The 23,992-nt window shown below is 50.7% G+C and carries 18 protein-coding genes; 8 read left to right on the top strand and 10 right to left on the bottom strand.

What is annotated here, in order from left to right; genetic code table 11:
- The first annotated feature begins 66 nt into the window (after positions 1 to 66).
- A complete protein-coding gene (locus tag ACUTQW_RS23590) occupies positions 67 to 1,332 on the top strand; it encodes an MFS transporter (protein WP_004946661.1) in 1,266 nt (421 codons plus the stop codon).
- Between the two features lie 106 nt (positions 1,333 to 1,438).
- Here ACUTQW_RS23590 and ACUTQW_RS23585 read toward each other — a convergent pair whose 3' ends face one another.
- A complete protein-coding gene (locus tag ACUTQW_RS23585) occupies positions 1,439 to 3,568 on the bottom strand; it encodes a TonB-dependent siderophore receptor (RefSeq protein WP_445654979.1) in 2,130 nt (709 codons plus the stop codon).
- 414 nt (positions 3,569 to 3,982) lie between these two features.
- Here ACUTQW_RS23585 and ACUTQW_RS23580 point away from each other — a divergent pair, with 414 nt between their 5' ends.
- Complete coding sequence (locus ACUTQW_RS23580; protein WP_445654978.1) at positions 3,983 to 4,867, top strand: MurR/RpiR family transcriptional regulator; 885 nt, start codon at positions 3,983 to 3,985, stop codon at positions 4,865 to 4,867.
- Positions 4,868 to 5,220: 353 nt separating this feature from the next.
- On the opposite strand, the gene ACUTQW_RS23575 is transcribed toward ACUTQW_RS23580, so the two are convergent.
- Positions 5,221 to 7,014, bottom strand: a complete 1,794-nt coding sequence (locus ACUTQW_RS23575) for an ATP-dependent nuclease (protein ID WP_445654977.1) — start codon at positions 7,012 to 7,014, stop codon at positions 5,221 to 5,223.
- 574 nt (positions 7,015 to 7,588) lie between these two features.
- Between ACUTQW_RS23575 and ACUTQW_RS23570 the strand changes: the two genes are divergently transcribed.
- Positions 7,589 to 9,697 carry a hypothetical protein gene (locus tag ACUTQW_RS23570; protein ID WP_445654976.1) on the top strand — a complete coding sequence of 703 codons (2,109 nt, stop codon included), beginning with the start codon at positions 7,589 to 7,591 and terminating at the stop codon, positions 9,695 to 9,697.
- A gap of 358 nt (positions 9,698 to 10,055) precedes the next feature.
- Here ACUTQW_RS23570 and ACUTQW_RS23565 read toward each other — a convergent pair whose 3' ends face one another.
- Positions 10,056 to 10,397 (bottom strand): hypothetical protein, encoded by a 342-nt coding sequence (locus ACUTQW_RS23565; protein ID WP_445654975.1) that lies wholly within the window; start codon positions 10,395 to 10,397, stop codon positions 10,056 to 10,058.
- A 231-nt stretch (positions 10,398 to 10,628) separates the two neighbouring features.
- On the opposite strand from ACUTQW_RS23565, the gene fic reads away from it, so the two are divergent.
- Positions 10,629 to 11,705 carry a protein adenylyltransferase Fic gene (fic, locus tag ACUTQW_RS23560; protein ID WP_445654974.1) on the top strand — a complete coding sequence of 359 codons (1,077 nt, stop codon included), beginning with the start codon at positions 10,629 to 10,631 and terminating at the stop codon, positions 11,703 to 11,705.
- 51 nt (positions 11,706 to 11,756) lie between these two features.
- Here fic and ACUTQW_RS23555 read toward each other — a convergent pair whose 3' ends face one another.
- Positions 11,757 to 12,665, bottom strand: a complete 909-nt coding sequence (locus ACUTQW_RS23555) for a LysR family transcriptional regulator (RefSeq protein WP_445654973.1) — start codon at positions 12,663 to 12,665, stop codon at positions 11,757 to 11,759.
- A 323-nt stretch (positions 12,666 to 12,988) separates the two neighbouring features.
- On the opposite strand from ACUTQW_RS23555, the gene ACUTQW_RS23550 reads away from it, so the two are divergent.
- The 3 genes from ACUTQW_RS23550 to ACUTQW_RS23540 all read left to right on the top strand — a co-directional run bounded on the left by ACUTQW_RS23550 (position 12,989) and on the right by ACUTQW_RS23540 (position 16,038).
- Positions 12,989 to 13,375: a nuclear transport factor 2 family protein gene (locus ACUTQW_RS23550; RefSeq protein WP_445654972.1), complete on the top strand. Its 387-nt coding sequence runs from the start codon at positions 12,989 to 12,991 to the stop codon at positions 13,373 to 13,375.
- Between the two features lie 403 nt (positions 13,376 to 13,778).
- Positions 13,779 to 14,885: an ABC transporter substrate-binding protein gene (locus ACUTQW_RS23545; RefSeq protein WP_330763147.1), complete on the top strand. Its 1,107-nt coding sequence runs from the start codon at positions 13,779 to 13,781 to the stop codon at positions 14,883 to 14,885.
- A 253-nt stretch (positions 14,886 to 15,138) separates the two neighbouring features.
- Positions 15,139 to 16,038 carry a LysR family transcriptional regulator gene (locus ACUTQW_RS23540; protein WP_004946633.1) on the top strand — a complete coding sequence of 300 codons (900 nt, stop codon included), beginning with the start codon at positions 15,139 to 15,141 and terminating at the stop codon, positions 16,036 to 16,038.
- On the opposite strand, the gene ACUTQW_RS23535 is transcribed toward ACUTQW_RS23540, so the two are convergent.
- From ACUTQW_RS23535 to ACUTQW_RS23510, 6 genes are all read right to left on the bottom strand, one after another.
- A complete protein-coding gene (locus ACUTQW_RS23535) occupies positions 16,013 to 16,819 on the bottom strand; it encodes a substrate-binding domain-containing protein (RefSeq protein ID WP_122288943.1) in 807 nt (268 codons plus the stop codon). The two genes, ACUTQW_RS23540 and ACUTQW_RS23535, sit on opposite strands and share 26 nt — an antisense overlap.
- A 15-nt stretch (positions 16,820 to 16,834) precedes the next feature.
- Positions 16,835 to 18,130, bottom strand: coding sequence for an MFS transporter (locus ACUTQW_RS23530; RefSeq protein WP_004946629.1), 1,296 nt, complete (start codon positions 18,128 to 18,130; stop codon positions 16,835 to 16,837).
- Between the two features lie 470 nt (positions 18,131 to 18,600).
- Complete coding sequence (locus tag ACUTQW_RS23525) at positions 18,601 to 19,485, bottom strand: AraC family transcriptional regulator (RefSeq protein ID WP_037433168.1); 885 nt, start codon at positions 19,483 to 19,485, stop codon at positions 18,601 to 18,603.
- A gap of 28 nt (positions 19,486 to 19,513) precedes the next feature.
- A complete protein-coding gene (locus ACUTQW_RS23520; protein ID WP_037433167.1) occupies positions 19,514 to 20,146 on the bottom strand; it encodes a YbhB/YbcL family Raf kinase inhibitor-like protein in 633 nt (210 codons plus the stop codon).
- A 297-nt stretch (positions 20,147 to 20,443) separates the two neighbouring features.
- Positions 20,444 to 21,475 carry a methionine synthase gene (locus tag ACUTQW_RS23515; protein ID WP_004946619.1) on the bottom strand — a complete coding sequence of 344 codons (1,032 nt, stop codon included), beginning with the start codon at positions 21,473 to 21,475 and terminating at the stop codon, positions 20,444 to 20,446.
- Between the two features lie 26 nt (positions 21,476 to 21,501).
- Entirely contained in the window at positions 21,502 to 22,479 is a 978-nt protein-coding gene (locus tag ACUTQW_RS23510) for a DUF1852 domain-containing protein (RefSeq protein WP_004946615.1), read from the bottom strand.
- Positions 22,480 to 22,982: 503 nt separating this feature from the next.
- On the opposite strand from ACUTQW_RS23510, the gene ACUTQW_RS23505 reads away from it, so the two are divergent.
- Positions 22,983 to 23,873, top strand: a complete 891-nt coding sequence (locus tag ACUTQW_RS23505; protein ID WP_006326416.1) for an oxidoreductase — start codon at positions 22,983 to 22,985, stop codon at positions 23,871 to 23,873.
- Positions 23,874 to 23,992 lie beyond the last annotated feature (119 nt).

Below are 23,992 nucleotides of genomic sequence, written 5' to 3'. Positions count from 1 at the left end.
CTTGACGCAACTCCAATTATTTTGGGTATATTTCCCCCATTACAAAATAATAATCCAGGTGACACTATGAAATTGACTCAGCTCTCGGCACAGGAACGGCATAACTTTATTTATTTTATGCTTTTCTTCTTTTTCTACTATTTCATCATGTCGGCGTATTTCCCTTTTTTCCCGATATGGCTTTCGGATGTCAATCACCTCACCAAAACTGAAACCGGGATGGTTTTTTCTTTTATTGCCTTGTTCGCCATTATTTTCCAGGTGGCTTTCGGTTTAATCTCCGACAAGCTGGGCCTGCGCAAACACCTGCTCTGGGCGATTGTCATTCTTTTGATTTTATTCGCGCCGTTCTTTATTTACGTGCTGGCGCCTTTGCTGCAATACAATATTTATGCCGGCGCGCTGGCGGGGGGCCTTTACCTGGGGTTTGTGTTCTCCGGCGGCGCGGGGGCTGTGGAGGCCTATATTGAGCGCGTCAGCCGCACCAACCGTTTTGAATACGGCAAGGTTCGCGTTTCCGGCTGCGTGGGCTGGGCCATTTGCGCGTCGATAACCGGGCTGCTGTTCAGCATTAACCCTAACATTACGTTCTGGATCGCCTCCGGGTTCGGGGTGGTGCTGGCCGTCTTGTTGATTGTATCCCGCCCGCAACCGAACCAGACGGCGCAGGTGATGGATAAGCTGGGGGCGAACCAGCGCGAGTTCTCGCTGGCTATGGCGTTGGAACTGTTAAAAATGCCGCGCTTTTGGGCCTTCTTGTTATACGTGATTGGCGTCGCCAGTATTTACGACGTGTTCGATCAGCAATTCGCCAACTTTTTCAAAGGCTTCTTTTCATCGCCCCAAAGGGGCACCGAGATCTTCGGTTTCGTCACCACCGGCGGGGAGTTATTGAATGCCTGCATTATGTTCTGCGCCCCGTTTATCATTAACCGCATCGGCGCCAAAAATGCGCTGCTGGTGGCCGGTGCCATCATGTCGGTGAGGATTATCGGTTCGTCCTTCGCCAGCAGCGGCATTGAAGTGATTTTACTGAAAACGCTGCATATGTTTGAGCTGCCGTTCCTGCTGGTGGGCACCTTTAAATATATCTCTTCGGTGTTTGATCCCCGGGTGTCGGCAACCTTGTTCCTGATCGGTTTTAATTTGTCCAAACAGCTTTCGGGCGTGGTGCTTTCCGCCTGGGTGGGCAGAATGTATGACTCTGTGGGGTTCCATCAGGCCTATCTGATCCTCGGCCTGATCACCACCACCTTTACCGTCATTTCCTATTTCACGCTAACGGGGCGCGGCCTGCGTGCACCGGCGGAGGCTAACACCGCCACGCCGTAACGCATTGCCGCAAGCACAGGCAACGGCCCGACAAAAAGCCCGCTCAGATTTGCCCCGAGCGGGCTTTTTCTTCGGTCAGGTTTCAGGTTAAAGGGGGAGGAACGGCTTAGAACTCCACGCTTGCCTGCACCATCAGATTACGGGTTTCCCCTTCGCGCACGCGCAGATTGCCGCCGCTGGAGGTGTAGTAGTGCTCATTAAACAGGTTGTTCAGGTTCAGCTTCAACTGCGTTTTCTCACCGAACAGGCGGTTGTTCCACGCGATGAAACTGTCGGCCACCACATAATTCGGCAGGGTGAAGCTGTTCTCCGGATCGCCCGCCCGCGTGCCGACGTAGCGCGCGCCGCCACCGACGCGGAAGTCGCCCGGAATGCCGCCGATCACCAGATTATGGCTCAGATAGAGCGCGCCTGAATGGCGTGGCGCATTCTGCAGACGATTGCCGTTATTCGCGGCGTTCACGCCGTCGTCAATGATCTTGGCGTTGGTGTAGCTGTAATTGGCGCTCAGCTCCCAGTCCGGCAAGATCTCGCCATTCAGCTCGAATTCCGCACCGCGAGAACGCGCTTTATTGATAGCGCGCGTTGCGCCGTTGATGCTGAGCGACATGTCGCGCTCGTCAATATTGAACAATGCCACGCTGGCGAACAGGCGCGGCGAAACCTGCCACTTGCTGCCCATCTCCCAGGTGGTGCCCTGTTCCGGCTTGCCGACGTCACCGTCATCGTCGACGTTGGTGGACGGCGTAAAGGATTTGCTGACGCTGCCGTAAAGCGAGACATCCGGCGTCAGTTTATAAATCAGCCCAGCCTGCGGCAGGAACTTGTTGCCTTCATCATCCAGCGTTTCCACCACCGGGTTGAAGCCTTTGGAGGCGCGCTGCTCGTAATGCTGATAGCGCCCGCCCAACACGGCGATCCAGTCCGGCGTCAGCGAAATGCTGTCTTTGGCGTACACCGAACGGCTGTGAATGCGGTTCAGGTTATTGCTGTTGGCGACATTTTCCGTGCTGCTGTCCGTCACGGGCGACAGGATGTCGTATTGCGGATCGTTGAAGTTAAAGCTGCTGTTGGCTTTGCCCTGGTATTGATGCGCACGGTAGGTCTGGTTCATCTCATAGTCGGTACCCAGAACGATATCGTGCGTCATGCCGAAGATGTTCTGCGAGCCGAGCAGGTCCCAGGAGACGTATTTGGTTTTATGGTTGAAGCCGCGGTTGGCATCGGCGCGGCGCGTGACTGCGCCGGTGGTGGCGTTGACGCCGGTCACCCGAACTTCGTTATTGTCGTAGCGGCGCTGGTTCCAGCCCAGCGTCAGGCGGGTGCTCCAGTCTTCGTTGAACTGCCAGCCATACTGGGCATTCAGCGTTTTGTTGTGACCCCAGGCATGGTTGGCCTTGTCGTCCAGGCGGTTTTTATAGCCGATGTCGACTGGTTTGCCGTCAATAAAAGCGGTGCCGCGATCGTAAGGAATGTCGTAGCGATATTCTGAGTAGCTGATCAGGAAGCTGGCTTTTTCGCCGAACCATTGCAGCGACGGGGCGATCAGCGTGTGTTCGTCACTGCCGAAATTGCGCCAATAATCCTGATTTTGCTTCTCGGCAATCAACCGGAATGCAAAACCGTTGCCGAGCGGGCCGGTGACGTCTACCGTGCCTGCACCGCCGCCTTCGCTGGCGTAACGGCCGCTGACGCGGGTGTGCCAGTCGTACTGCGGTTTTTTGCTGACGACGTTGATCACGCCGCCCGGGTTTTGGATGCCGTACAACAGCGAAGCCGAGCCTTTCAGCACTTCAACGCGCTCGGTGGTGGCATCGAAATTCAGCCCCTGGCTGCTGCGCACGCCGTCGCGGTAAATGGAGCCGTCCGAGTTGGAACCAAAACCGCGGCGCACAAAGCCATCTTCGGTGCCTGCCAGCGTGTTGCCTTCGGCTACACCGCTGACAAAACGCATCGCATCGGCCAGGCTTTCGGCCTGATAATCTTCTAACTGCTGTTGGGTGACTACGCTGACGGACTGTGCTTCATTCAGCCTGGAGGTTGGCGTTTTGCCGGCAACGGAGCTGTTGCTGGCGCTGTAACCCTGTTCGTCTGCCGCTTGCCCGGTAACCGTGAGGGTATTGTCGTTCCATGCAGCATAGCTGGCGCCTGAGGTGAAAAACGCGGCGCCATAGATTGCGGCCAGAATGGCCGGATGGCAGCTGCGTTTAAAATAAAACAATGTGTTGTTATTCATCTAATTAAACCCGGTGTTAATGATGTTGTTATTTTCTTTTTGCCAATAAAAACCCGGCTGCTTTTAAGTGAAACCGCCAGGGTAAGGGATGCGTTTGTTTCAATGTAATTGATAATCATTCAATCATAGGGCAATGTAGTAGTAAATATGAAAATTCAACCCGCCACTACAGCGATGCGCAAAAAAATGCCTCGTTTTATGTGGGTGATTATTTTTATGTAATGATATGTATTTAAAGTGATTTTGTTGAATTTTTGGTTGCGGGTTGGCGACGGCTTCCCGTCGCTTGGCCGCGATGTGATTATTTTCACAGCCTGACGGCTACTACATTTAGCGCGAACGAGGCGGCATTTGCAGGATGGCCCTGGTCAATAAACCGATGAAAAACAAACGGATTGAGTAAAGACTATGGCGATGACGGGAAATGAAATAAAAAAACGTGTCGATGTTTTTGGCGAACGTTACCGCGCGCGTGCGGCGGGCCTTTCTCCACGATTACAGGCGGTGGTGCGCTACATCCATGAGCATCGCGAATCCGTAATGGAAGCGAGCGCCATGGAGATTGCCGCAGCGACGGGCACCTCGGATGCCACCGTAGTGCGGGCGGTGCAGGCATTAGGCTTTGCCGGCTTGCGCGACATGAAAAGCACGCTGGAAGCCTGGTTCGGCACCGCGGTCAACTCCGAAGAAAAGATGAACGCTACCGTGAGCGATCTGGCCTGCGACATCAATTCCGGCATCGATTTCGTGTTGGGCGGGCATAAGCGCGCCTGCGACGTGTTATCTGAACCGCACAACCGCCAGGCCATCTCGCAAGCGGTGAGCTTGCTGATTGAGGCACGCCAGGTGGCGCTATTCGGCATTAATGCCTCCGGGATTTTGGCCGACTACAGCGCCCGGCTGTTTAATCGCATCGGCATTCCTGCGGTATCGCTTAATCGCTCCGGGATTGCCCTCGCCGAACAGTTGATCAGCCTCCAGCGCGGCGACGTGTTGATCATGATGGCGCAGAAATCGGCGCACAGGGAAGGGAGGACGACCCTTCGCGAAGCGAAGCGCCTCGGCATCCCGATTATTTTGCTGACCAACGCCAGCGACTCATTTTTTGCCGGGGAAGCGCATGTCGTGATCAACGTTCCCCGGGGCGGCGAGAATGGCCGCTTACCGCTGCACGGCACCGTATTGGTGTGCCTGGAAATGCTGATTCTTTCCGTCGCCTCGGCCACCTCTGCACGCACGATGAAAACCATGAAACGCATTCAGGATTTAAATCGCGGGCTTAAAGGGGCGGGGAAGTAGGGGGGCGCTTGGTGAGTTGGGGTGGGGGCTTTGGGGGGATTTTGGGATGAGTTGGGGGATGAGGGGGGAGTTTTTGATGGGGGTATGGTTGGCTTGCAGGGGTATGTTGCTGGGTGGGGCAACAAGCTCGGCGGGATTAACCGGGGGGTTGGTAGTCGGGTTAGTGCCAGAAGCGGATGTTGCTAGTATCGCGGCCAAGCGATTACTGGGGAGAAGGTCAAATCAATGGGAAACAGGTCAGATGCTATATAAACTAATTGAATATCCAAATATGCACCAAGGTCTGATAATAAATCATGAGTTTGACAGTCAAACCCATGATTATAGTTGCTAAGCAGCATGCTTTAGTTCAGTTATAACCAAGGGTGATAGACTCTTTGCATGATGGACTTTAATTTTTCAGGAATATCTTCAAAATCACCTCCCCATTTTAAAGTTTGCTGATAGGCGTTAAATGGCTTCTCGGATGTAGGGGCTGGGTATCCAAGGATGTCTTCTATGCATTCCTCGACAACTATTACTTTTTCCTGGCTGCCTGCTGCTGCTAGTATATGTGGATTAAATACCTCCGCACCCTTAACTCCTTTATCCCGATCATGAATAACGATAAAATCAACATCCAATGCTGAAAGATATTTTATTAATCCTATTATAGCTGCTTTACCTCGTGATTTAACTAATTCAGTGTTAGTTAATATTTTATTTCTAGCGCTTACTGGAATCCTTCTGAGTGCTTCTTTGAAAACAATTTCCTCAGTATCTCCCTCAACAACTATAACTTTTTTAGTAAAGAAAATACGAGACATGTGATCATCTAGTTTCATTATCATTTTTACATAGTCTTTATCATCTTCTGATAGTTGTTTATATTTTTCTGTCACAGAAAATGGATTGATGGACGTATGAGTGGATTCATAATGAAATCTATTCAGAATCTGCCTTGGTTTTCTGGATAAATCAATAAGATATGGGGAGTGAGTTGTGGCAATAATCTGCGATGATACTCCTGATAACTCATAAATTATATCTCTCATTTGATTTGCAGCACTTGGATGAAGATAAATTTCAGGTTCCTCAAAACCGATGATAAGACTTCTCTCATCAGTCCCTCTTTTCTTTAACCATGCTTGCCTGAATCTCAGAAGGCCAAAAACGGCAGCCCTTACCATACCTGTTCCTTGATTAGATACAGTAGTTCGTATGTTACTTGACATTTCAATAGCAAAACTCGGAGATAATGCAGTATCGGGATTTGAAAGGTCAGCAGAAGCATAGATCTTGGATTCAGGAAAAACACCACAAAGAACTTTATTTAATTCCCCCATCATTATCCCAAATTCTGACTTCTCGTCAGAGGGGTTTAATTCTTTAGCAAGTTCATTTAGACATTCCTGAGCACGTTGATAATTAGCGGAGCTTCCCCTAACATCTTTAAATAATTCGTTTAGTGTTTTTTGGAGTACTCCTGTTTTGTCTTCGATCTCAGTTGCTCCCGATTCAGCAGGAATTAATAAGAAACTTGGTAGCTTTGAAAGGACTACCCCGCCAATCCCTCCGGGATTCTTGTCCCAAACTTCTTCCTTAGTTATGTCCCAAATCTCATCGATAAGTTCAAGCTTTGACTTTTCACTGGCACTTATGTTTTTTTCTAAAGCAGGGAACAGTTCGGTTATGATTCCAACGTCTATACCAAGATCAATAAATTCAGATGGCTTTTTTAGAGCTTCAAATTCTTTTCTTAACTCTCTCTTGAATGATTTTAATTCTATGACAACATCTTCACCAAGCGAGTAACTCTTTTTATAAAAAATACTATTCCCGGTTTCTCCACTATCAGTTGGATCATATGTAAATATTCTTCCTTTAAATCCCCTCCAGTTTTTCGCTTCGTCTGGGATATTTCTAAACTCAGCTTCGAGTATTACTTCTTTACATGATATTTTATTCTCACCTGTTTCTGCATCAACTTCTGAGCAATAACAGTCTGATACCATTCTTTTTTTATCAGATAGTAGCCATTCGATGGCCTTCAAAACTGAGCTTTTTCCTGCATTGTTAGAACCAATGAGAAAGGTCGCATCACCAAATTTAACCTGTGCATTGTGAATTCTTTTAAAACCATTAATTTTCAGTGTGTGTAGTCTCATTTATATTTCCATGTGTTGGTATAAAGATAAGTTTCTGAGAACATCCTATTAATCATTTACTGAAAAAGTTTAAGGTTAAAGTCTGGGTGAAAATGGGATTCATATCAAAAAATGCTTCTTTTTCTTGAATTCCACATAACTTTTCTATCGTGCTATGAAGCAGCCGTGGTTGTTGCTGAGCACAAGCATCGGGTTAAGGCACCACATGTATTACTAGGTAAGCAAGTTCTATCAGCAACTTGTCAGTTCCGCGGTTGGCACACATGGCCGGCTATGTATTGGCAACTCATAGCAGTCCTGAACCGTTAAGGGCAGCCCTGTGCCAAGAGCCGATCTTCGGGAATTCGGCCGATCAGTCATTAGATCTAATGTTTTACTTCGTAACCTGCCCGATGGTATATGCAAGCACTTTGGCCCACTCCGACCATTTGCGAATTAGGCAGTTTCCGTTAGCAACATTTGTAGCGATGTGTCATCTGATTAAGAATCGTGTCGAACGATCGTGCCTCGATTATGCGAATCATCACATAATCTTAGTTCTTTGAAGAAAACTGGCCGATGCCAAGGTATCACGATGAATAGACCCATTAATGCAGCTGATCTTTCCCGGCAGATTAGAGAATCAGAGGGTACGAGATACCTCGATCGTGCCCATCAACGCAGTTTCTCGCTCAATGTCTTCCAAATGAATGCGGTAGAACTTATTGAGGCAGCTCAAAGGGTCAAGGATCCTGATCAAGGCATGCTCTTGATGATGGAGAAGAACCGCGAGGCTGGACTCCAGGCCCATCGCGAACTTAACCGCCATGTTCACAACTTCGTTTCATCTTCCTTGACCCTCGTGGAGCATACGCGGGTATTCATGAGGAAGCATTACGCGGGTACTAAACTTTTCGAGACCTACGAAATGCAAGTGATCGCGACTTTCGCTAAATCACCTGTAGCTCAATTTGTCCAAGGTCTTCGGAACTACATGCTTCATAAAGGGCTGCCAAATTCCAGCATGTTTATGAAATTCGTGACTAGTCCCGGCGCAATGGATGGTTCCGGTACGATGGAAACTGGTGTGCGATATAGCACTACCTCGCTTTTGGATTGGAAAGACTGGAAACCTGTGGCTCGCACTTACATCGAGCAGGCCGGAGAGCATCTAGACGTTCACGAATTTACACAAGAGTATCTGACGCTCGTCAACCAATTCCATGAGTGGTTGGACGCTACCCTCGCAATGCACCATCATTCAGACCTCCAAGAACTCAATCAGTTTCAAGTTCAACTCCGGGAAATTAGCCTAACAAAAGAGCCGATTGTGCCAGCTAAGCCGCCTGACTCCCTCACCATCGAACCGTTTAAATTTACGTCGGTTCATGCTGCTGAACTTGATCAGATCTCCCTTGAGTTTATGGAGAAGATTCAAGAGCTTCATTTCAAGCAGACTACCCAGGAATTTCCGTCTGAAATACCAGCGACTCCAATTACCGATAGAGAGCTGATTGGGCCCATTACATTTTGGGGGCAGGAGATGAACGGAGGCGCAGCTCTCATGTTCCTTCAACATGATGGCAAGCCATATGGTTTTTTGGAGAAAGATTACAAATGCCTCGATAGCTTAATAGACGCTGTTATGGAAGCAGCTTGGGCTCGTATTAGCTTAAGCCGTAAGTTTGTTGAAACAGCTTTCTTTGATTGGGCAAGACAACAATTTCCAACTGCCCAGACCTCATTCTCAGATGGGCTGAGCGATGTGGCTCGAGAAAAGGTCACGAATGTTGAAGTCTGGGCTCCAATCGCTAACATGGAAGTCGAACAGGGATTCGACTTTGGCCCGATTCGCATTGAATCGATCACTGCTGTCGTAATGGAGAATCTGCGCAGCAGAGTACCCTCACCTTGGATAGGGCAAGAGCAGGAGGTAAGTCAATTCTTCGAAAAATTGAGGGATGAGATTCAAGGATATGCTGTCGCAATTGTGTCCATTGAAGCCGAGCCGGAATTTGCTGTGGAACGAGCGTTTCAGATTGCTCAAGATGCTGTGGGTTTACTGACCTTCTTCTCTCCTGCGGCCCCTAGTTCATACCTTTTTAGCCCGGTAGCACTCGCAGGTGCAGAGTACATTCCAACATCGAAACTAATCATGCTGTACGAAGGTGGCTTTTGCCATAGTGAAAGCATTTTGCCGAAGCACGTGGGTCGCTGGCGTCTATCCGCGCAGCAAATTTCAGTACTCAATTCCGATCTGCTGGAAGCCGCAGGATCACTTGTAGTGTCAGAGGGGTTGAGCGAATTCGCCTTAGCGGTACGAACAAGCATCTTGATCTACAGTAAAGGCGCAACTTTACTGGCACCGAAGGATCGTCTGAGGAGTTGTTTATCTGCTCTTGAATCTATTTTACTCAAACATGACATGGAACCACGAGCGCATAGTCTCGCTAATCGGATGAGCATCATTCTGTCCCGCAAAGGAGTTGATGACGAAGACGTTAAGAAGACCATCCAGCAAATCTACTGGTTGCTGGAGCAGCCACAGATGACAGAGCAAGGACATAGAGAAAGCGAATTGATCGCGACATTCACAACCTATGCTTACAATGTTCTACATGTGGCTCTTGGTAACGTCCAAACCTTCAGTTCGAAAGTTCAGTTTGTGGTAGAAGTTGATGGGATGGATATATCTCGCCAGTAGTTTCCCATACTAGCGTAACTATCCGACTGTTGTGGCCAATTAAAATTGGCCACAACTTTAGAGTTTTTCCAGTACCGGTTTACCGATTCATTTGGTGGTAATCCGTCGTTCGTTCTAAGTGGACTGTAATACCCGACAGGACAGTCGGTGATTATATTAGAATCTGAATCGCTATGGGTTTAACAGAGACCTTAAGGTCATTCATGGACTAGCCACTCATTGTCAGAAAAATTTAGTCCGAACATTACAAAACCGTTGCCAACTTCCGCTCCCGCTGATAGCTGACACATGGGCCCTCGATAGCAAAAAAGCCCTGACCGTTAGTCACTAACGGCAGGGCTTTAATCAGGCATGCGGGTTATCTGGCGGTTAGTGCGAGTGCGCGCTTTTGCATATCGGTAAGCATGGGGATGAGCAAACTTATCGCGGTTAGCCCATGCCCCAGTTGGCACAGGCTTTCTGGCGTAGATTCGCATACGTCATTATCGGCAAAGGTAATCAGTGCATCGCCAATGAAATTCAGACAATGGCAAAGTTCGGCACGGGTTTCGGCGCAATACTCCGCTACCTGCGAGCGTTCGCTCTCGTCGATGTTTGAAAAGTCCAAATGAGCCAGCGCGGCATTCATGGCGGAATAAAGGCTGGCGCAATCCGGCAGTGATTGATAAGACGAGAGCGTGTTACTGTCGGTGTCAGCCATAGCATTAGTCCTCATAATGTTGTGGTCAGAAGCCCGGTTAGTGTTCCTAGCACTGCCGGGCTTTGCTCTTTAGTGTTGCCACGCAGCCCATATGCCCCGAACATATTTACGGTATCAACGCGTTTCGACCCTATGTCGATAAAACCCGATTTTTTAAATATGATGGCGTGACATGTTCATAGCATCGACATATTCTGGCTATATGTCGATAAAAACGGTTTTTATAGCCATATGAATTGGAATCCAGAAATCCCCTACAATGCGTTGCCGAAATTGCCGCCTGATCTGGAGCGCGTTGAAACGCGCCTCATACTCAAAGCATGCATAAGTGCGCGCGCAGCAATCGCAGTGTTGAAAACTGCCGGGGAGTTGATTCCCGATCAGGCGTTGCTGATAAACCTCCTTCCGATGCTGGAAGCGAAAGACTCTTCGCGTATTGAGAATATCGTAACGACCAGCGATCAGCTGTTTCAGTATGCTGACCGCGCAGATGGTGCAGATCCGGCCACCAAAGAGGCACTGCGCTATCGTACAGCGCTTTATGACGGTTATATCCACCTTGCGGACTACCCACTCTGCACAAACACAGCAGTCACTATCTGCACCAAATTACGCGCAGTGCAAACCGATATCAGGAAAACGCCGGGTACGGTATTGCGTGATCAGAATAATAACGTGATATACACACCGCCGGTGGGTGAGGATGCCATTCGTAACTTACTGGCGAACTGGGAACGGTTTATACACGGTGATGATGATTTAGATCCGCTGGTGAAAATGGCTATTGCGCACTATCAGTTTGAGTGCATCCACCCGTTTCATGACGGGAACGGGCGAACTGGCCGTATCCTGAATATCCTGTACCTGATTCAGACGGGATTGCTTTCTCTGCCTATCCTGTATTTGTCCCGTTTCATCCTGGAAAGGAGTGATGATTACTACCTGTTACTGCGCAAGGTAACAGAAGAAGGGGATTGGGAATCGTGGATTTTGTTTATGTTAGAGGCAGTGGAGAACACGTCCCGCTGGACGATCGATAAGATATCGGTTGTCCGGAAATTGATGGAAGAAACTACAGCCTATGTGCGCGAGAAACTGCCGAAAATCTACACCCATGAACTTATCCAAGCGATTTTTGCGCAGCCGTATTGCCGGATCGATAACCTTGTTGAACGGGGTGTGGCCAAACGCCAAACGGCATCAGCATATCTCAAACAGTTAGTGGATATTGGAGTGCTGGAAGAGACGACAGTGGGTCGTGAAAAACTGTATATCAACACCAGGCTGCTGCGTGAATTGAGTCAGTAATGTGGATGCAATGTAGTGAATTCGCGGAACGATATACTTACCCGCGACCCGCTACTTATCCAAATATGGCGCCAATACCTGCTGCGACCACGCCATGAAACTGCGTACGCGGCGCGATAAGTTTTGTCGATGTGCGACGACGAATGACACGGTCAAGGGCTCGGGGCGCAAATCCGGCAGTATCTCTACGAGCTCGCCTTTCTCAATGTATTCGATCAGGCTTGAGCGTCCCGCCTGGATCAGCCCCAAACCGGCCAGCCCTGCGGCATGGTAGGTCTGCACGCTATTGACGCTGATAGAGCCTGCCAGCGTCAGCGTGGCGTAGCCGTCACCCTTCGGGTATTCCCATCCAAACGGCCGGCTCCCCAAGATTGGCGCGTAGTGGATCATGCGGTGTTCCTGCGCCAATAAATCCTCAAGCGTATGGGGCATGCCGTGGTTTTTCAGGTAAGCGGGGCTTGCCACGTTCACCATGCTTAAAGCGCCCATCTTCTGCGCTACGAGGGTTTCGTCGACAATCTCTCCGATGCGCAGCGCGCAATCTATGCCTTCCTGAATCAGGTCCACACGCCGGTCGGTACTGGATATCTCTAACTGAATTTCAGGATATGTGGCCATAAACGAAGGGAGCGCGGGCACTATGGGAGTGCGGGCCAGTTCGGTGGGCAGATCGATGCGCAGCCGCCCGCGCAGCGGCGTTTTGCTGCTTGCGAACATGCTATTTAATTCTTCGGCATCCGCCAGCAACGCGCGTGCGCGGTTGTAAAAAGCGCGCCCATCTTCGGTCAATTGCACGGTACGCGTCGAGCGGTGCAGCAGCCGCACGCCCATGGCCGCTTCGATGCGGCGCACCACGTTCGAGGCCCGGCCTTTTTGAATGCCGAGGCTTTCCGCCGCATGGGTGAAGCTCGCCATTTCCGCGATACGTACAAAAATGGCCAAAGAGTCGAGATCTTGCATTGTGTCGTTTCGCGATAACTATGGGTTTAGATTGGCATACTTTATGACAAAAATAGAATGACGCATAGTCACCTCTCCGGGAGCCAGAAGGGCTGGCCCCTGGCCATTCGGAGCAGATGCAGGGCCGGTTCTGAAGAACCTTAACGTTAAACGCAAAGAGGCAGTCATTGCAGCCAAAGCATTTAACCCGTCCGGCCCTGGTCCTCATGAGCGTGAAGACCCACCCCAACGCGCATGCCGCCCGGGGCGCGCATCAATCCGAACTGAATCGACCCCAACCCTGAACTTTCAAGCGCAGTACTCACTTAACCAAAAGGTAAATCATGAGCATATCCAGGGAAACGTATATCGATTACGACGCCGTGATGCAGGCGCCTATCCATCGCGTATTCGCCGAGCCAGATACGCAGAAGCGCCGCGCGGCGATCCGAGAGATCTATGCCGAAAACGTCCAGATCTACGAACCAGGCGTCGAAGCGAGCGGGTATGAAGGTATCGAACAGGTCGTCAACGAGGTGTTATCGCAGGCACCCCCGGGCTTTGTGTTCGGCACCTTCGGGCCGGCGGTCGGGCATCACGGCGTCGGCCGCCTGCGCTGGCATTTCGGGCCGCAAGAAGGGCCACCGGCGTTAACCGGGCTCGATATTGTCGAGATCCTCGACGGCAAGATCACCAAACTTTACGTGTTTCTCGACCCCGTGCCGGCCTAAGGCCCGCGTCGATTGAAAGGTTATCAGGGGCATTCTGCCATTGCGCGAATGGCTGAAAAGAAAGCGCTCAGTTAACCAGGCGAGGCAGCATCTGGTCATGGTGATATTTTCGCCATGGCCATTTAAAAACAATGTAACGGCGTAAATGCGATCCCTTGCCGATGCTAAATGGGTATCTCGGTTTTTTGTTTTACTGCGGTTTTCTATGCTGGCTTTGTTTTTATGAATGGTTGTTGATGCTGGGTTTTATGCTGTGACTGGTTTTTTTATACAAAATTCAAAGGGTGAAACGATTAGAGTTGCCGTTAATTTTAATAGAAATTATTATCATTTGCATCTTGATTTCAAGAAAATAGAATAAATTATTCTAAGATTGAACCCAAATCCCGAGGATTTTCATTTTATGGGCGTTCGTAATTTAATCACCTTTTTGATGTTCATTGTTTTTTTGACTGGGGCCAGCATCGCTAATGCAGCCACCACGACCTTAACAGATGTTATGGGGCGGCAGGTTACTGTTGATACGCCGGTAAAGCGGGCTATCTTAGGATTTAACTTCGAAGATTACATGGCTGTGGGCGGGGAAGCCGCATTCGATCACGTCATAGGCATTTCGCGTGAAGCATGGCGAGGAAAAGTACCCGCCAATTGGAATATGTACGTTAAACAAATGCCGTCCCTTGCCCGCATCGCCGATATTGGCGAGGTCGATCTCCATAATATCTCGCTTGAAAATATCATCTCGTTAAAACCTGACGTGGTTATTTTGGCTCAGTGGCAATATGTCGCTTTAAAATATGAAGTGTCTCGCCTTGAAGCGTTGAAAATCCCGGTGGTTGTGATCGACTACAATGCTCAAACGGTAGAAAAACATGTTAGCTCTACCAAAATATTTGGAATACTGACGGGGCAAGAAAAACGGGCGCAGGAACTCTCGGATCTTTACGCCAATAACATTGCAGATGTGCAGCGCAGAGTGAAGAGTTCAGGTCTGAAAAAGCCCAAGGTTTATATTGAGTTTGGGAACAAAGGGCCTGGTGAATATTCATTTACCTATGGCGAGAACATGTGGGGTGCGATGCTGAAACTCGCCGGCGCGGATAATATAGCTGCATCACTTTTTGAGTGGTGGGGTGTCATTAATCCAGAGCAGGTTCTGGTTGCGATGCCAGATGCGATTTTTATCTCGGGAAGAGAAAACAACAAGGTTTCGTCGGCACTGTCCATGGGGGTTGGCGTTGATAAAAACATGGCCACTCAGCAGCTTATCGGTTTCTCTGCGCGTAATGGCTGGGCCTCGCTGCCGGCGATAAAAAACAAACAGCTCTTCGGTGTCTATCAAGGTGCATCCAGAACGCTTTCCGATTTCGCCATGATTCAGTTTATCGCCAAATCACTTTACCCGGAGCAGTTTAAAGATGTGGATCCGGTAAAAAATTACCTGGATTACTATGCGAAGTATCTGCCGGTTAAACCCGAAGGGACATTCGCTATTTCTGCATGGCAGTGAATTTCAATCCGCTTTAAATAGCGGATTTCACTATTGGCCCCCGTTAAACGCGTGCATTCAAGCGGTGGGGGCTTTATTGCCGACGAACGGCATTTTGAATGGCATGTTTGTCAGCGTCTTAGCCTTCAAATGCAATCAGAGCATGAGGTCAGAGGAGGCTGCCGATCCGTGTCTAAAAGGTTGCCGTTGCCCAATAAGCGGCTATCATCTCTTCTTTACGCCCTTGCCGCCTCTGAAAGGATTGTCTGCCGCTATGCCCGTGAATTTTGATCTCAACGATCTTTATGCCTTCCGAGCGCTGGTTGAATACGGTAATTTTCGCCTTGCCGCAGAGTCCATCTGCCTTTCGCAGTCCGCATTGAGCCGCAGAATAGAGAAGCTGGAATCCGCGCTGGGCATCAAGTTGTTCGACAGAACCACCCGGCGCGTCACGCTGACGCTGTATGGGCAGACCTTTGCCGAGCGTTCAGACCTGCTACTGGCGAATGTCGAGTCGGTATTGGCGGATATCAATAAGGTTAGCCAGGATCGCGTGGGGCTGGTCACCGTCGCCACGGTGCCTTCGGCGGCCTACTATTTCATGCCCGACGTGATCCGCCGTTTCCAGGCCCGCTACCCACGAGTACGCGTCAAGCTTATCGATAGCAGTGCAGGTAACGTCATCGAAGCGGTCGCCAGCGGCCAGGCGGATTTCGGCATCTGTTTCGCGACAAACCTGCAACCCAATATCGAATTTTTGCCGCTGGTGGGGGATGTCTACGTGGCTGCCTGCCGGCGCGATCATCCCATTGCCAGTAAAAAAAGCCTGACCTGGCGCGAGTTTTATCAGCAGGATTATGTGGGGCTGGATAAGACGTCCGGTAACCGCAATCTGCTCGATCAGAGGCTGGAGCACATCATCCCTGAACGCCCCAGCATCTGCGAAACCCGCCATGTGACGACCATGCTGGGTATGGTTGAAGCGGGTGTCGGCATTGCCGCCGTACCCGCGATGTCGATGCCGGCGTCAGAGCATTCGGTGCTGACTCACCTGCCGCTGACCGACCCGGTGGTGAAGCGCACGGTTGGCCTGATCCGGCGCAGCGGGCGCATGCAGTCCTACGTTGCCGCCGAGCTGGAAAAGTTGATCACTGAACAGTATCAGGCTGTTTAACCGGCTGTTCAGCTTTCACGGTTCTCATCCCGGTGGCGCGAATGGTGTTTTGTGCCTCGGCGGAAGACAGGAAATCCAGCAGCGCTTTGCCTTCCTGGCGGTGTTCCGCTTTGGCGGTGACCGCGCCGGCAAAGCGGGTAATGTACTGCACATCCTCAGGCAGTTCGCCGATAAAGGTGACGCCCGGCACCGGCAGCAGTTCGCTCACTTGCTGGAAACCTATCGCATATTTCCCTTTCGCCACCTCGGATGCCACCGGAATGCGCTCAATCATGTGCGCTTTCTCTTTCACCTGGTCTTCGATCCCCAGTTTTTTGAACAGCTGGCTGCTGACATAGCGGCCGCTGGCACTGTCCGAATAGGCAATGGATTGGGCATGCAGCAGGGTAGTGCGCAGATCGGCATCCTTTTGGATAGTGGGTTTAGGGTCGCCTTGTTTGACCACCATGCCAATCGGCGAGTCGGCCAGCTCCACACGCGAACCCGGCTGGATCCAGTTGTCTTTTTCCAGATTTTTCAACGCATCACCCACCATAATCACCACATCGGCCTTTTCTCCGCGAGCCAGGCGCGCGGGGATCGCCTGGGGCGTTTTACCCATAGAAGGGCCGGACACCAAAATGATGTGGTCGCCGCTCTTGGCTTCATATTGCGGGGCCAGTTTTTCCAGTGCGGCTTTAAAGCCGCCTGAGATCATGACGGTCACGTCTTTGGCCAGAACACCCGTGCTGACAGAGGAAAGCACCAGCGTGGCGAGGAGTGAACGATAAATTTTTTGCATGACGTAATCCCTGATTTAACGTGCGGTGTGTAGTGTTAACGCGCTACGACGGTACAGATAAAGCGTCGCCAGCAATGCGCATACGGCAGCAAAACTCATCCAGTAGCCGGGTGAGGCCTTATCGCCGGTGTACTCAATCAGTGCGGTAGAAATAACCGGCGTAAATCCGCCAAAGATCGCGGTCGCCAGGCTGTAGGCCAGCGAGAAACCGGCAACCCGGACTTCCGTCGGCATGATCTCCGTTAACGCCGGGATCATGGCGCCGTTGTAGAGGCCGTAGAGGAAGGACAACCACAACAGTACCGTCAGCATCATCGAAAAGCTGGGGGCTTCGGCAAGCAGGCTAAGTGCCGGATAGGCAGTGATCAGCGCCAGCAGCGCCATGGTCACCAAAACCGGCTTGCGGCCAAAACGGTCCGACAGGGCACCGCCGACCGGCAGCCAAAGGAAGTTGGAGATCGCGACCAGCAAGGTCACCAACAGGCTGTCGGAAGCGCTGAGCATCAGCACTTTTTTACCGAAGGTCGGCGCATAGACGGTGATCAGATAAAACGCGGTGGTGGTCATGGCGACCATCAGCATGCCGGCGATAACCACTTGCCAGTTCGCCAGGAGGGTTTTGAACACGTCGCGCATCGCCAGGTGGTTGCGGCGGGCGGCGAACTCCTGGGTCTCTTCCAGTTTGCGGCGCAGGAAGAAGATGAAAGGCACAATCAGGCAGCCGAACAGGAACGGCAGACGCCAGCCCCACTCGCGAATGGCGCTTTCTTCCATGAAGGCATTCAGTGCAAAGCCCATCGCCGCGGCCACCATAATGGCCACTTGCTGGCTGCCGGACTGCCAACTGGTGTAAAAGCCTTTGCGGCCTGGCGTGGCAATCTCGGCCAAATAAACGGATACGCCGCCCAGCTCAGCACCTGCAGAGAAACCTTGCAATAAACGGCCAACCAGCACCAGCAGCGGCGCCCAGAGCCCGATCGTCTGATAGGACGGGATAAGCACGATCAGGAAGGTCCCTGCGGCCATGATCGACAGGGTAACGATCAGCCCCTTGCGTCTGCCGACTTTATCGATGTACGCGCCCAGCACGATTGCGCCGATAGGGCGCATCAGGAAGCCCGCGCCAAAGACCGCGAAGGTCATCATCAACGAGGCGAATTCACTGCTGGCCGGGAAAAAGGTATGGGCGATGTAGGTGGCATAAAACCCGAACAGGAAAAAATCAAACTGCTCCAGAAAGTTGCCAGAGGTCACGCGCAGTATCGCGCTGATCCTTGCCCGAGTTGTCATTGGTGCGTTAGGTGAATGCATCTTTATCTCCAGTTTGCTTTAGCGCTTTTGCCGCGCCTGTTTCTGCAGACTGGACCATGAAAATAAAGTAAATAAGCGCAATAAACTCATGGACTGATGCGTTTGGTGCATGAATTATTGTTAACAATTGGCCGCGATAAGCTGCAACGGGCCATTAACAAGTTTGCCCCGTGCAGCCTTGTTCATTACAGGCTAAAAACTTCATGCGCGTTTTGTGACAAGGTTCATACAAGGCGAAAGGGCAGAAAAATGCCGAGCGGGGGGCAAAAGGGGGTGTTTGGGTTTTTCGCCGATTTCCCCGGAATTGAGCTTCTTCCTTACGCAAAAAAAAGATGATCGTCCGCTGCGGGGTTTTTGTGACGTGGCGTTTGGCTCGCTTTTGATCTGACAACCTCAACGAATCCGCCGCAACCCCTTAATCGGCCTCAACAAAGCTTGCGCTGATCGCAAACCGGGCCCTGATGAAAAGGCTAGCGCAGCCGTGAAGGAGGCAGGCCAAAGCGCTGAGTGAATCGCTCGGAAAAACGCGAAACCGATTTGTAGCCGCAGGCATCAGCCACCTGCGCCATGTTCCAGCGGGTAGTTTGTATCAGCATCAGGCCGTGGTGCATGCGTATATCCACGAGCAGCTTCTCAAAGCTGCCCCCTTCCTCGCGTAAGCGTCTGCGCAGGGTGGATTCACTCATCGCCAGCGCTTCGCCGGCAGAGCGCGCGGTCCAGTCGGTTTCTGGTGAAGCACGCAGCAGATGGCTTAAGCGCGGTAAAACACCCTGCCGCCGGGGCAGAGCAAAATGAATGTTTTGTTCTGCCAGGACCAGCAGCAAGTCGAATATTCTCAAACGTATTCTTGCATCACTGAGATTCGGTTGCGCCAGGTTTTTCAGCAGCGTTTGCAACGACTCTCGCAGCGCGCCGTTAAGCGCCGTCGCGGTAAATTTCGGCTTCTTTCTGTCACCTGAGAGAGATAAATGGCTTTGCGAGAACTGATAAAAAGATTCCAGCACATCGGCGCTGAAAGTCAGGAACAGCGATCGGAACGGGGAGCCGTTATCCGGAGGAAACTTGGTATAATCAGCAATGACGCCCTGATCTATAAAGCCCACGGCGGCCGTATCAGCCAGGGTATGACTTTCTCCCGAGGTCAGAAATTCAATTCGCCCCGCCAGTACGATGAGCACCGTCGGTTCGAAGAAGCAAAATGCGGGGGTGCTTTGTCTCACTTTGAGCTGCGGATAAGCCACCGAAACCAGATTATCGCGGCTGAGACTGCTGCCATCATAGTCTGACCAGGAAAGAGATTCATTGCTCATGGCGTCTTGTTCATCCGGGACAACTAACCGACTTTCTCTGGTCATTATTTACCTGTTGATGGCTCGTGGTGAGTTAAACCTTCACGTCCGGATTCAGGGTATAGATCCCTGTCAGCGTGGCCGTTGCCAGTACGTTGCTGTTTTCCAGTGCACGACGAACGTTAGCGCCAGTCAACTCTCCCTCTACGTTTAATGTCGGCATCGGAATAGCATATAACGTGAATATGTAATGATGAACCAATTCATCATTCCACGGCGGGCAGGGGCCATCATAGCCATAATAGGTTCCGGCCATTGACTCATCACCGGCAAACCACGCGGTGTAATCATTGATGCCATGGATCAGACCGTCTGGTGCGGCAGGACCCTGCTTGCCTCTGGCAGAAATGCCGCTGGACTGGGTGCCTTCAATAATTTCGCCCTGATCCGCCGGAATGTTCAACAGCGACCAGTGATAGAAATCTGCACGGGGTAGAGACGCCGGAACGGTTTTCCCCGGTTGATTAACATCTTCTGCGCTGGTTGGAACATCAGGATCGTGGCAAAGAAGCACCAGAGCCTGTGTGCCTGCCGGCACATCTTCCCAGGCAAGATGTGGGTTGAGGTTGTCAGATAAACGAATGCGGTTTTCTGGATCATAAACGGCAAAGCTGTTCTTGCCTGGGATGGCCTCACCGTCTTTAAAACTGTGGCTGTATAATTTCATGTTATTGCCTTATCAATGGCGGAAAACACGATTATACGACCATTGTACATCCTGAGATTTACTCATCCGGTCAAATTACTTCCTTAAGCTGTCATTCTGACTGGATGTGTTGGGGCGGTTGAACTCACAGCTCATAACAGACCTGACGACCCTTCAGTCTGGCCCAGGCGCGGTCGTATTGTGTTAAACAATGAAGAGCAGCTCAGCCCGGTTGGTGGTTTAGGGGATTTGGCGATTGATCAGATCGCCTAACACGGGCTGCGTTTCCTTCAAACAAATGATCTACTATTTGGCGCGTTATTTGGCCAAGAGTTCTTTGCGGACGATTTCTGCGCCTGCACTTAACGCATCCAGCTTGCCCCTTGCTACTCCGCGAGGTAAAGGGATCATGCCGCAGTTGGTGCAAGGATAGAGCTTGTCGGCGTCTACAAACTGAAGCGCTTTGCGAAGCGTAGCGGCGACTTCCTCTGGCGTCTCAATGGTATTGCTTGCCACGTCAATGGCCCCAACCATTACCTTTTTACCTCGAATGAGCTCCATCAGCTCCATGGGAACATGGGAGTTCTGACATTCCAGTGAGATGATATCGATATTGGATTTTTGCAGTTTTGGAAAAATCTCTTCATATTGCCGCCACTCTGTTCCCAGCGTCTTTTTCCAATCGGTATTGGCTTTGATGCCATAACCGTAGCAAATGTGTACAGCCGTTTCACACTTAAGCCCTTCAATGGCTCTTTCTAGCGTGGCAATGCCCCAATCGTTCACCTCATCAAAGAAGACATTAAAGGCGGGCTCATCAAATTGGATGATATCGACACCGGCAGCTTCTAATTCTTTGGCTTCTTCATTGAGAATTTTAGCGAATTCCCAGGCTAGCTTTTCGCGGCTTTTATAGTGGTTATCGTACAGCGTATCTATCATGGTCATGGGCCCTGGCAGGGCCCATTTAATGGGTTGGTCGGTTTGCTGGCGTAAAAACTTGGCATCTTCGACAAAAACAGATTTTTGGCGACTCACCGGGCCCACGACTGTCGGTACGCTCGCCTCATAGCGATTACGGATTTTAACGATCTCGCGTTTCTCAAAATCAACGCCGTTGAGGTGCTCAATAAAGGTCGTGACGAAATGTTGGCGCGTTTGCTCGCCGTCGCTGACAATGTCAATACCGGCCTGCTGTTGATCTTCCAGGCACAAACGCAGAGCATCTTGTTTGCCGTCGATTAATTCCTGGTCTTGCAATTTCCAGGGTGACCAAAGTGTCTCAGGTTGTGCCAGCCAAGAGGGCTTAGGCAAACTGCCGGCAGTTGACGTCGGTAATAACTTTTTCATAATAGATGACCCTGTTTTTTGGTTAATCAAGCAGCGTAGTTAGCAGACCATTGTTCAAGAATAGTTTGGTATGGTTTAATAAAGTTCTCTTCAGTAAACTTTCCCTGCTCAATAGCCAACTGGCTACGTTCTTCTCGGTCATAAACGATTCGAGTTAAAGAATAATCCTGTTGGCTCAAGCTTGGCTGATAGTATTGCCCTGCTGCAGAATTAGCGTTGTAAATCTCAGGCCGATAAATTTTTTGGAAAGTCTCCATCGTACTGATGGTGCTAATAAGTTCAAGATCAGTGTAATCGCTGAGCAAGTCGCCACTAAAATAAAAAGCCAAAGGTGCAACGCTATTTTTAGGCATAAAGTAGCGAGCCTGTAACCCCATTTTGTTGAAATATGCATCGGTCAATGAAGGTTCGTCTTGCTGATATTCCACGCCCAATACAGGGTGCTCATTACCCGTGCGATAATAGGTGTTTTTGCTTGAAACACTTAGGCATATAACCGGGTTTTTATTAAAGTTATCTCTGTACGCCTCTGAATTGATGAAATATTTAAATATGTTGCCGTGTAAATCACCAAAATTAGCCGGAATGCTGAATTGAGGTTGATTCTTGTTGTGCGCCGACAGCAATACGCTAAAGTCATAATCCCGCACGTAAGAAGAAAAGTTGTTCCCTACAATACCTTCGATACGTTCATTGGTTTTTTTATCAACAATGTTCGTTTTTAATATTTCAATCACCGGGAAGGTATTGCCATTGCCTTCAATACTCATCTCAACAGAAATGATTTCAAGTTCGACAGAATAACGATCGCCTTTGGGGTTGTCCCAATGCGCAAGTGTATTGAAACGATTGTCAATCATCACTAACGTGTTGTGCAGGTTCTCCTGGCGGTTCTTTCCTCTGGCCAAATTGGCAAAGTTGGTCGTGATACGCGTATTTTCGGAAGGGTTATAGTTTTCATCGAAAACGCTGCTCTTAAGAGTAAATGTAAAATTTTTATTCATAGTGTTCTGCATCCTAAGTTCTGACATGAAAACTGAATTTATTTCTTGATTTCCCAGCAATCACTGGTTTGTTCTTTCGCCAGTCTTCATGTTGTCAATAAGTTAACAATGCATCTTTTATGCCAGAGCCATGGGATGAGTGAAAGCGACTTAATTTCATTACAACATGAGTCATCTTCATGATCAGGAATACGGCTGGGGCTGGTGGTGTTGCAGAAACCCTGGCACACCAGATTTACAGCAGGGCTTCCCGGGCCAGAAGCGGCTGATTGAACCGCTTTATGGCAAGGCTAAAAGGTGTGTGTGGGGGGGGCTTTCAATGTATGGGCATTTGCTTATCCATGGATGACGAGGCTTCACTTTCCATTCGGGCATGTGCTGGTTAGCATCAGCACTGGGTTATCTTTTCCTTGGCGAGAGGTTAACACTGATAAAATGCCGTCGTGTGCGGCGATTGCCGCCGGCACGCTGATGATGGGCTAATCGAATCAGGAGAACGCAAGATGTCTGACTATCCCACAATTGCTCTTATTGGTCCGGGTGCTATCGGTACCACCATCGCCGCTGTCCTGCATGACGTTGGCCGAACGCCAGTCCTGTGCGGGCGTACCGCGTATCCGCAGTTAATTCTGCGGCACGATGGCGGCGAAGTTATGGTGCCGGGGCCGGTATTGATCAATCCGGCGGCTATCAGCCATCCGTTCGACCTGGTGTTTGTCGCGGTGAAAACCACTCAGATCGCTGACAGCGCCAACTGGCTGGCCGCATTGTGCGATGAAAACACCCTGGTATGTGCCCTGCAAAATGGCGTCGAGCAGGAAACCCAGTTGAAACCCTACGTCAACGGCGCAAAGGTGCTGCCTTCGGTCGTGTGGTTCCCGGCCCAGCGCGAGCCGGATGCCTCCGTCTGGCTGCGAGCCAAACCGCGCCTTACGCTGCCGGATGTGCCGCAGGCGAAACGGGTCGCCGATGTGCTCAAAGGCACAGGCTGCGCGGTTGAGTTGTCATCCGATTTTCTCTCCATCGCCTGGCGCAAACTGCTGCAGAATGCGGCCGCGGGTCTGATGGTCCTCGCTAATCGTCGTGCCGGAATGTTCTCACGCGGGGATATCACTGAACTGGCACTGGCGTATTTGCGCGAGTGTTTGACGGTGGCGCGTGCGCAAGGTGCCGTACTGAGCGATAAGGTTCCGCAGGAGATCGTCGAGGGTTTTCATCATGCCCCTGCGGATTTGGGGACCTCCATTCTCGCCGACCGCCAGGCCAACCGCCCACTGGAGTGGGATATCCGCAACGGCGTGGTACAGCGTTATGGTCGCTTGCAGGGGATTCCGACGCCGATCAGCGACGTGCTGGTGCCGCTGCTGGCGGCAGGGAGTGAGGGACCGGGTTGAGGCCGTTAACTGCCGGGGTATTTGCAGGACAACGGCACCCTGAAGCGCCGCAGGTTTGAGCGAGATATCCCGCCCAGTAACATGGCTGGATAATGTCCGCCTGCAAAATGCGGCGGGGT

It is taken from the genome of Serratia sp. TSA_7 (genome assembly GCF_052692135.1).
Note: the sequence above shows the minus strand (reverse complement) of the source record. Positions and strands in the feature narration are given on the sequence as shown.

Coding starts and splice junctions, on each gene's coding strand:
- ACUTQW_RS23590 (WP_004946661.1), top strand. CDS start 67: ATGAAATTGACTCAGCTCTCGGCACAGGAACGGCATAACTTTATTTAT.
- ACUTQW_RS23585 (WP_445654979.1), bottom strand. CDS start 3,568: ATGAATAACAACACATTGTTTTATTTTAAACGCAGCTGCCATCCGGCC.
- ACUTQW_RS23580 (WP_445654978.1), top strand. CDS start 3,983: ATGACGGGAAATGAAATAAAAAAACGTGTCGATGTTTTTGGCGAACGT.
- ACUTQW_RS23575 (WP_445654977.1), bottom strand. CDS start 7,014: ATGAGACTACACACACTGAAAATTAATGGTTTTAAAAGAATTCACAAT.
- ACUTQW_RS23570 (WP_445654976.1), top strand. CDS start 7,589: ATGAATAGACCCATTAATGCAGCTGATCTTTCCCGGCAGATTAGAGAA.
- ACUTQW_RS23565 (WP_445654975.1), bottom strand. CDS start 10,397: ATGGCTGACACCGACAGTAACACGCTCTCGTCTTATCAATCACTGCCG.
- fic (WP_445654974.1), top strand. CDS start 10,629: ATGAATTGGAATCCAGAAATCCCCTACAATGCGTTGCCGAAATTGCCG.
- ACUTQW_RS23555 (WP_445654973.1), bottom strand. CDS start 12,665: ATGCAAGATCTCGACTCTTTGGCCATTTTTGTACGTATCGCGGAAATG.
- ACUTQW_RS23550 (WP_445654972.1), top strand. CDS start 12,989: ATGAGCATATCCAGGGAAACGTATATCGATTACGACGCCGTGATGCAG.
- ACUTQW_RS23545 (WP_330763147.1), top strand. CDS start 13,779: ATGGGCGTTCGTAATTTAATCACCTTTTTGATGTTCATTGTTTTTTTG.
- ACUTQW_RS23540 (WP_004946633.1), top strand. CDS start 15,139: ATGCCCGTGAATTTTGATCTCAACGATCTTTATGCCTTCCGAGCGCTG.
- ACUTQW_RS23535 (WP_122288943.1), bottom strand. CDS start 16,819: ATGCAAAAAATTTATCGTTCACTCCTCGCCACGCTGGTGCTTTCCTCT.
- ACUTQW_RS23530 (WP_004946629.1), bottom strand. CDS start 18,130: ATGCATTCACCTAACGCACCAATGACAACTCGGGCAAGGATCAGCGCG.
- ACUTQW_RS23525 (WP_037433168.1), bottom strand. CDS start 19,485: ATGACCAGAGAAAGTCGGTTAGTTGTCCCGGATGAACAAGACGCCATG.
- ACUTQW_RS23520 (WP_037433167.1), bottom strand. CDS start 20,146: ATGAAATTATACAGCCACAGTTTTAAAGACGGTGAGGCCATCCCAGGC.
- ACUTQW_RS23515 (WP_004946619.1), bottom strand. CDS start 21,475: ATGAAAAAGTTATTACCGACGTCAACTGCCGGCAGTTTGCCTAAGCCC.
- ACUTQW_RS23510 (WP_004946615.1), bottom strand. CDS start 22,479: ATGAATAAAAATTTTACATTTACTCTTAAGAGCAGCGTTTTCGATGAA.
- ACUTQW_RS23505 (WP_006326416.1), top strand. CDS start 22,983: ATGTCTGACTATCCCACAATTGCTCTTATTGGTCCGGGTGCTATCGGT.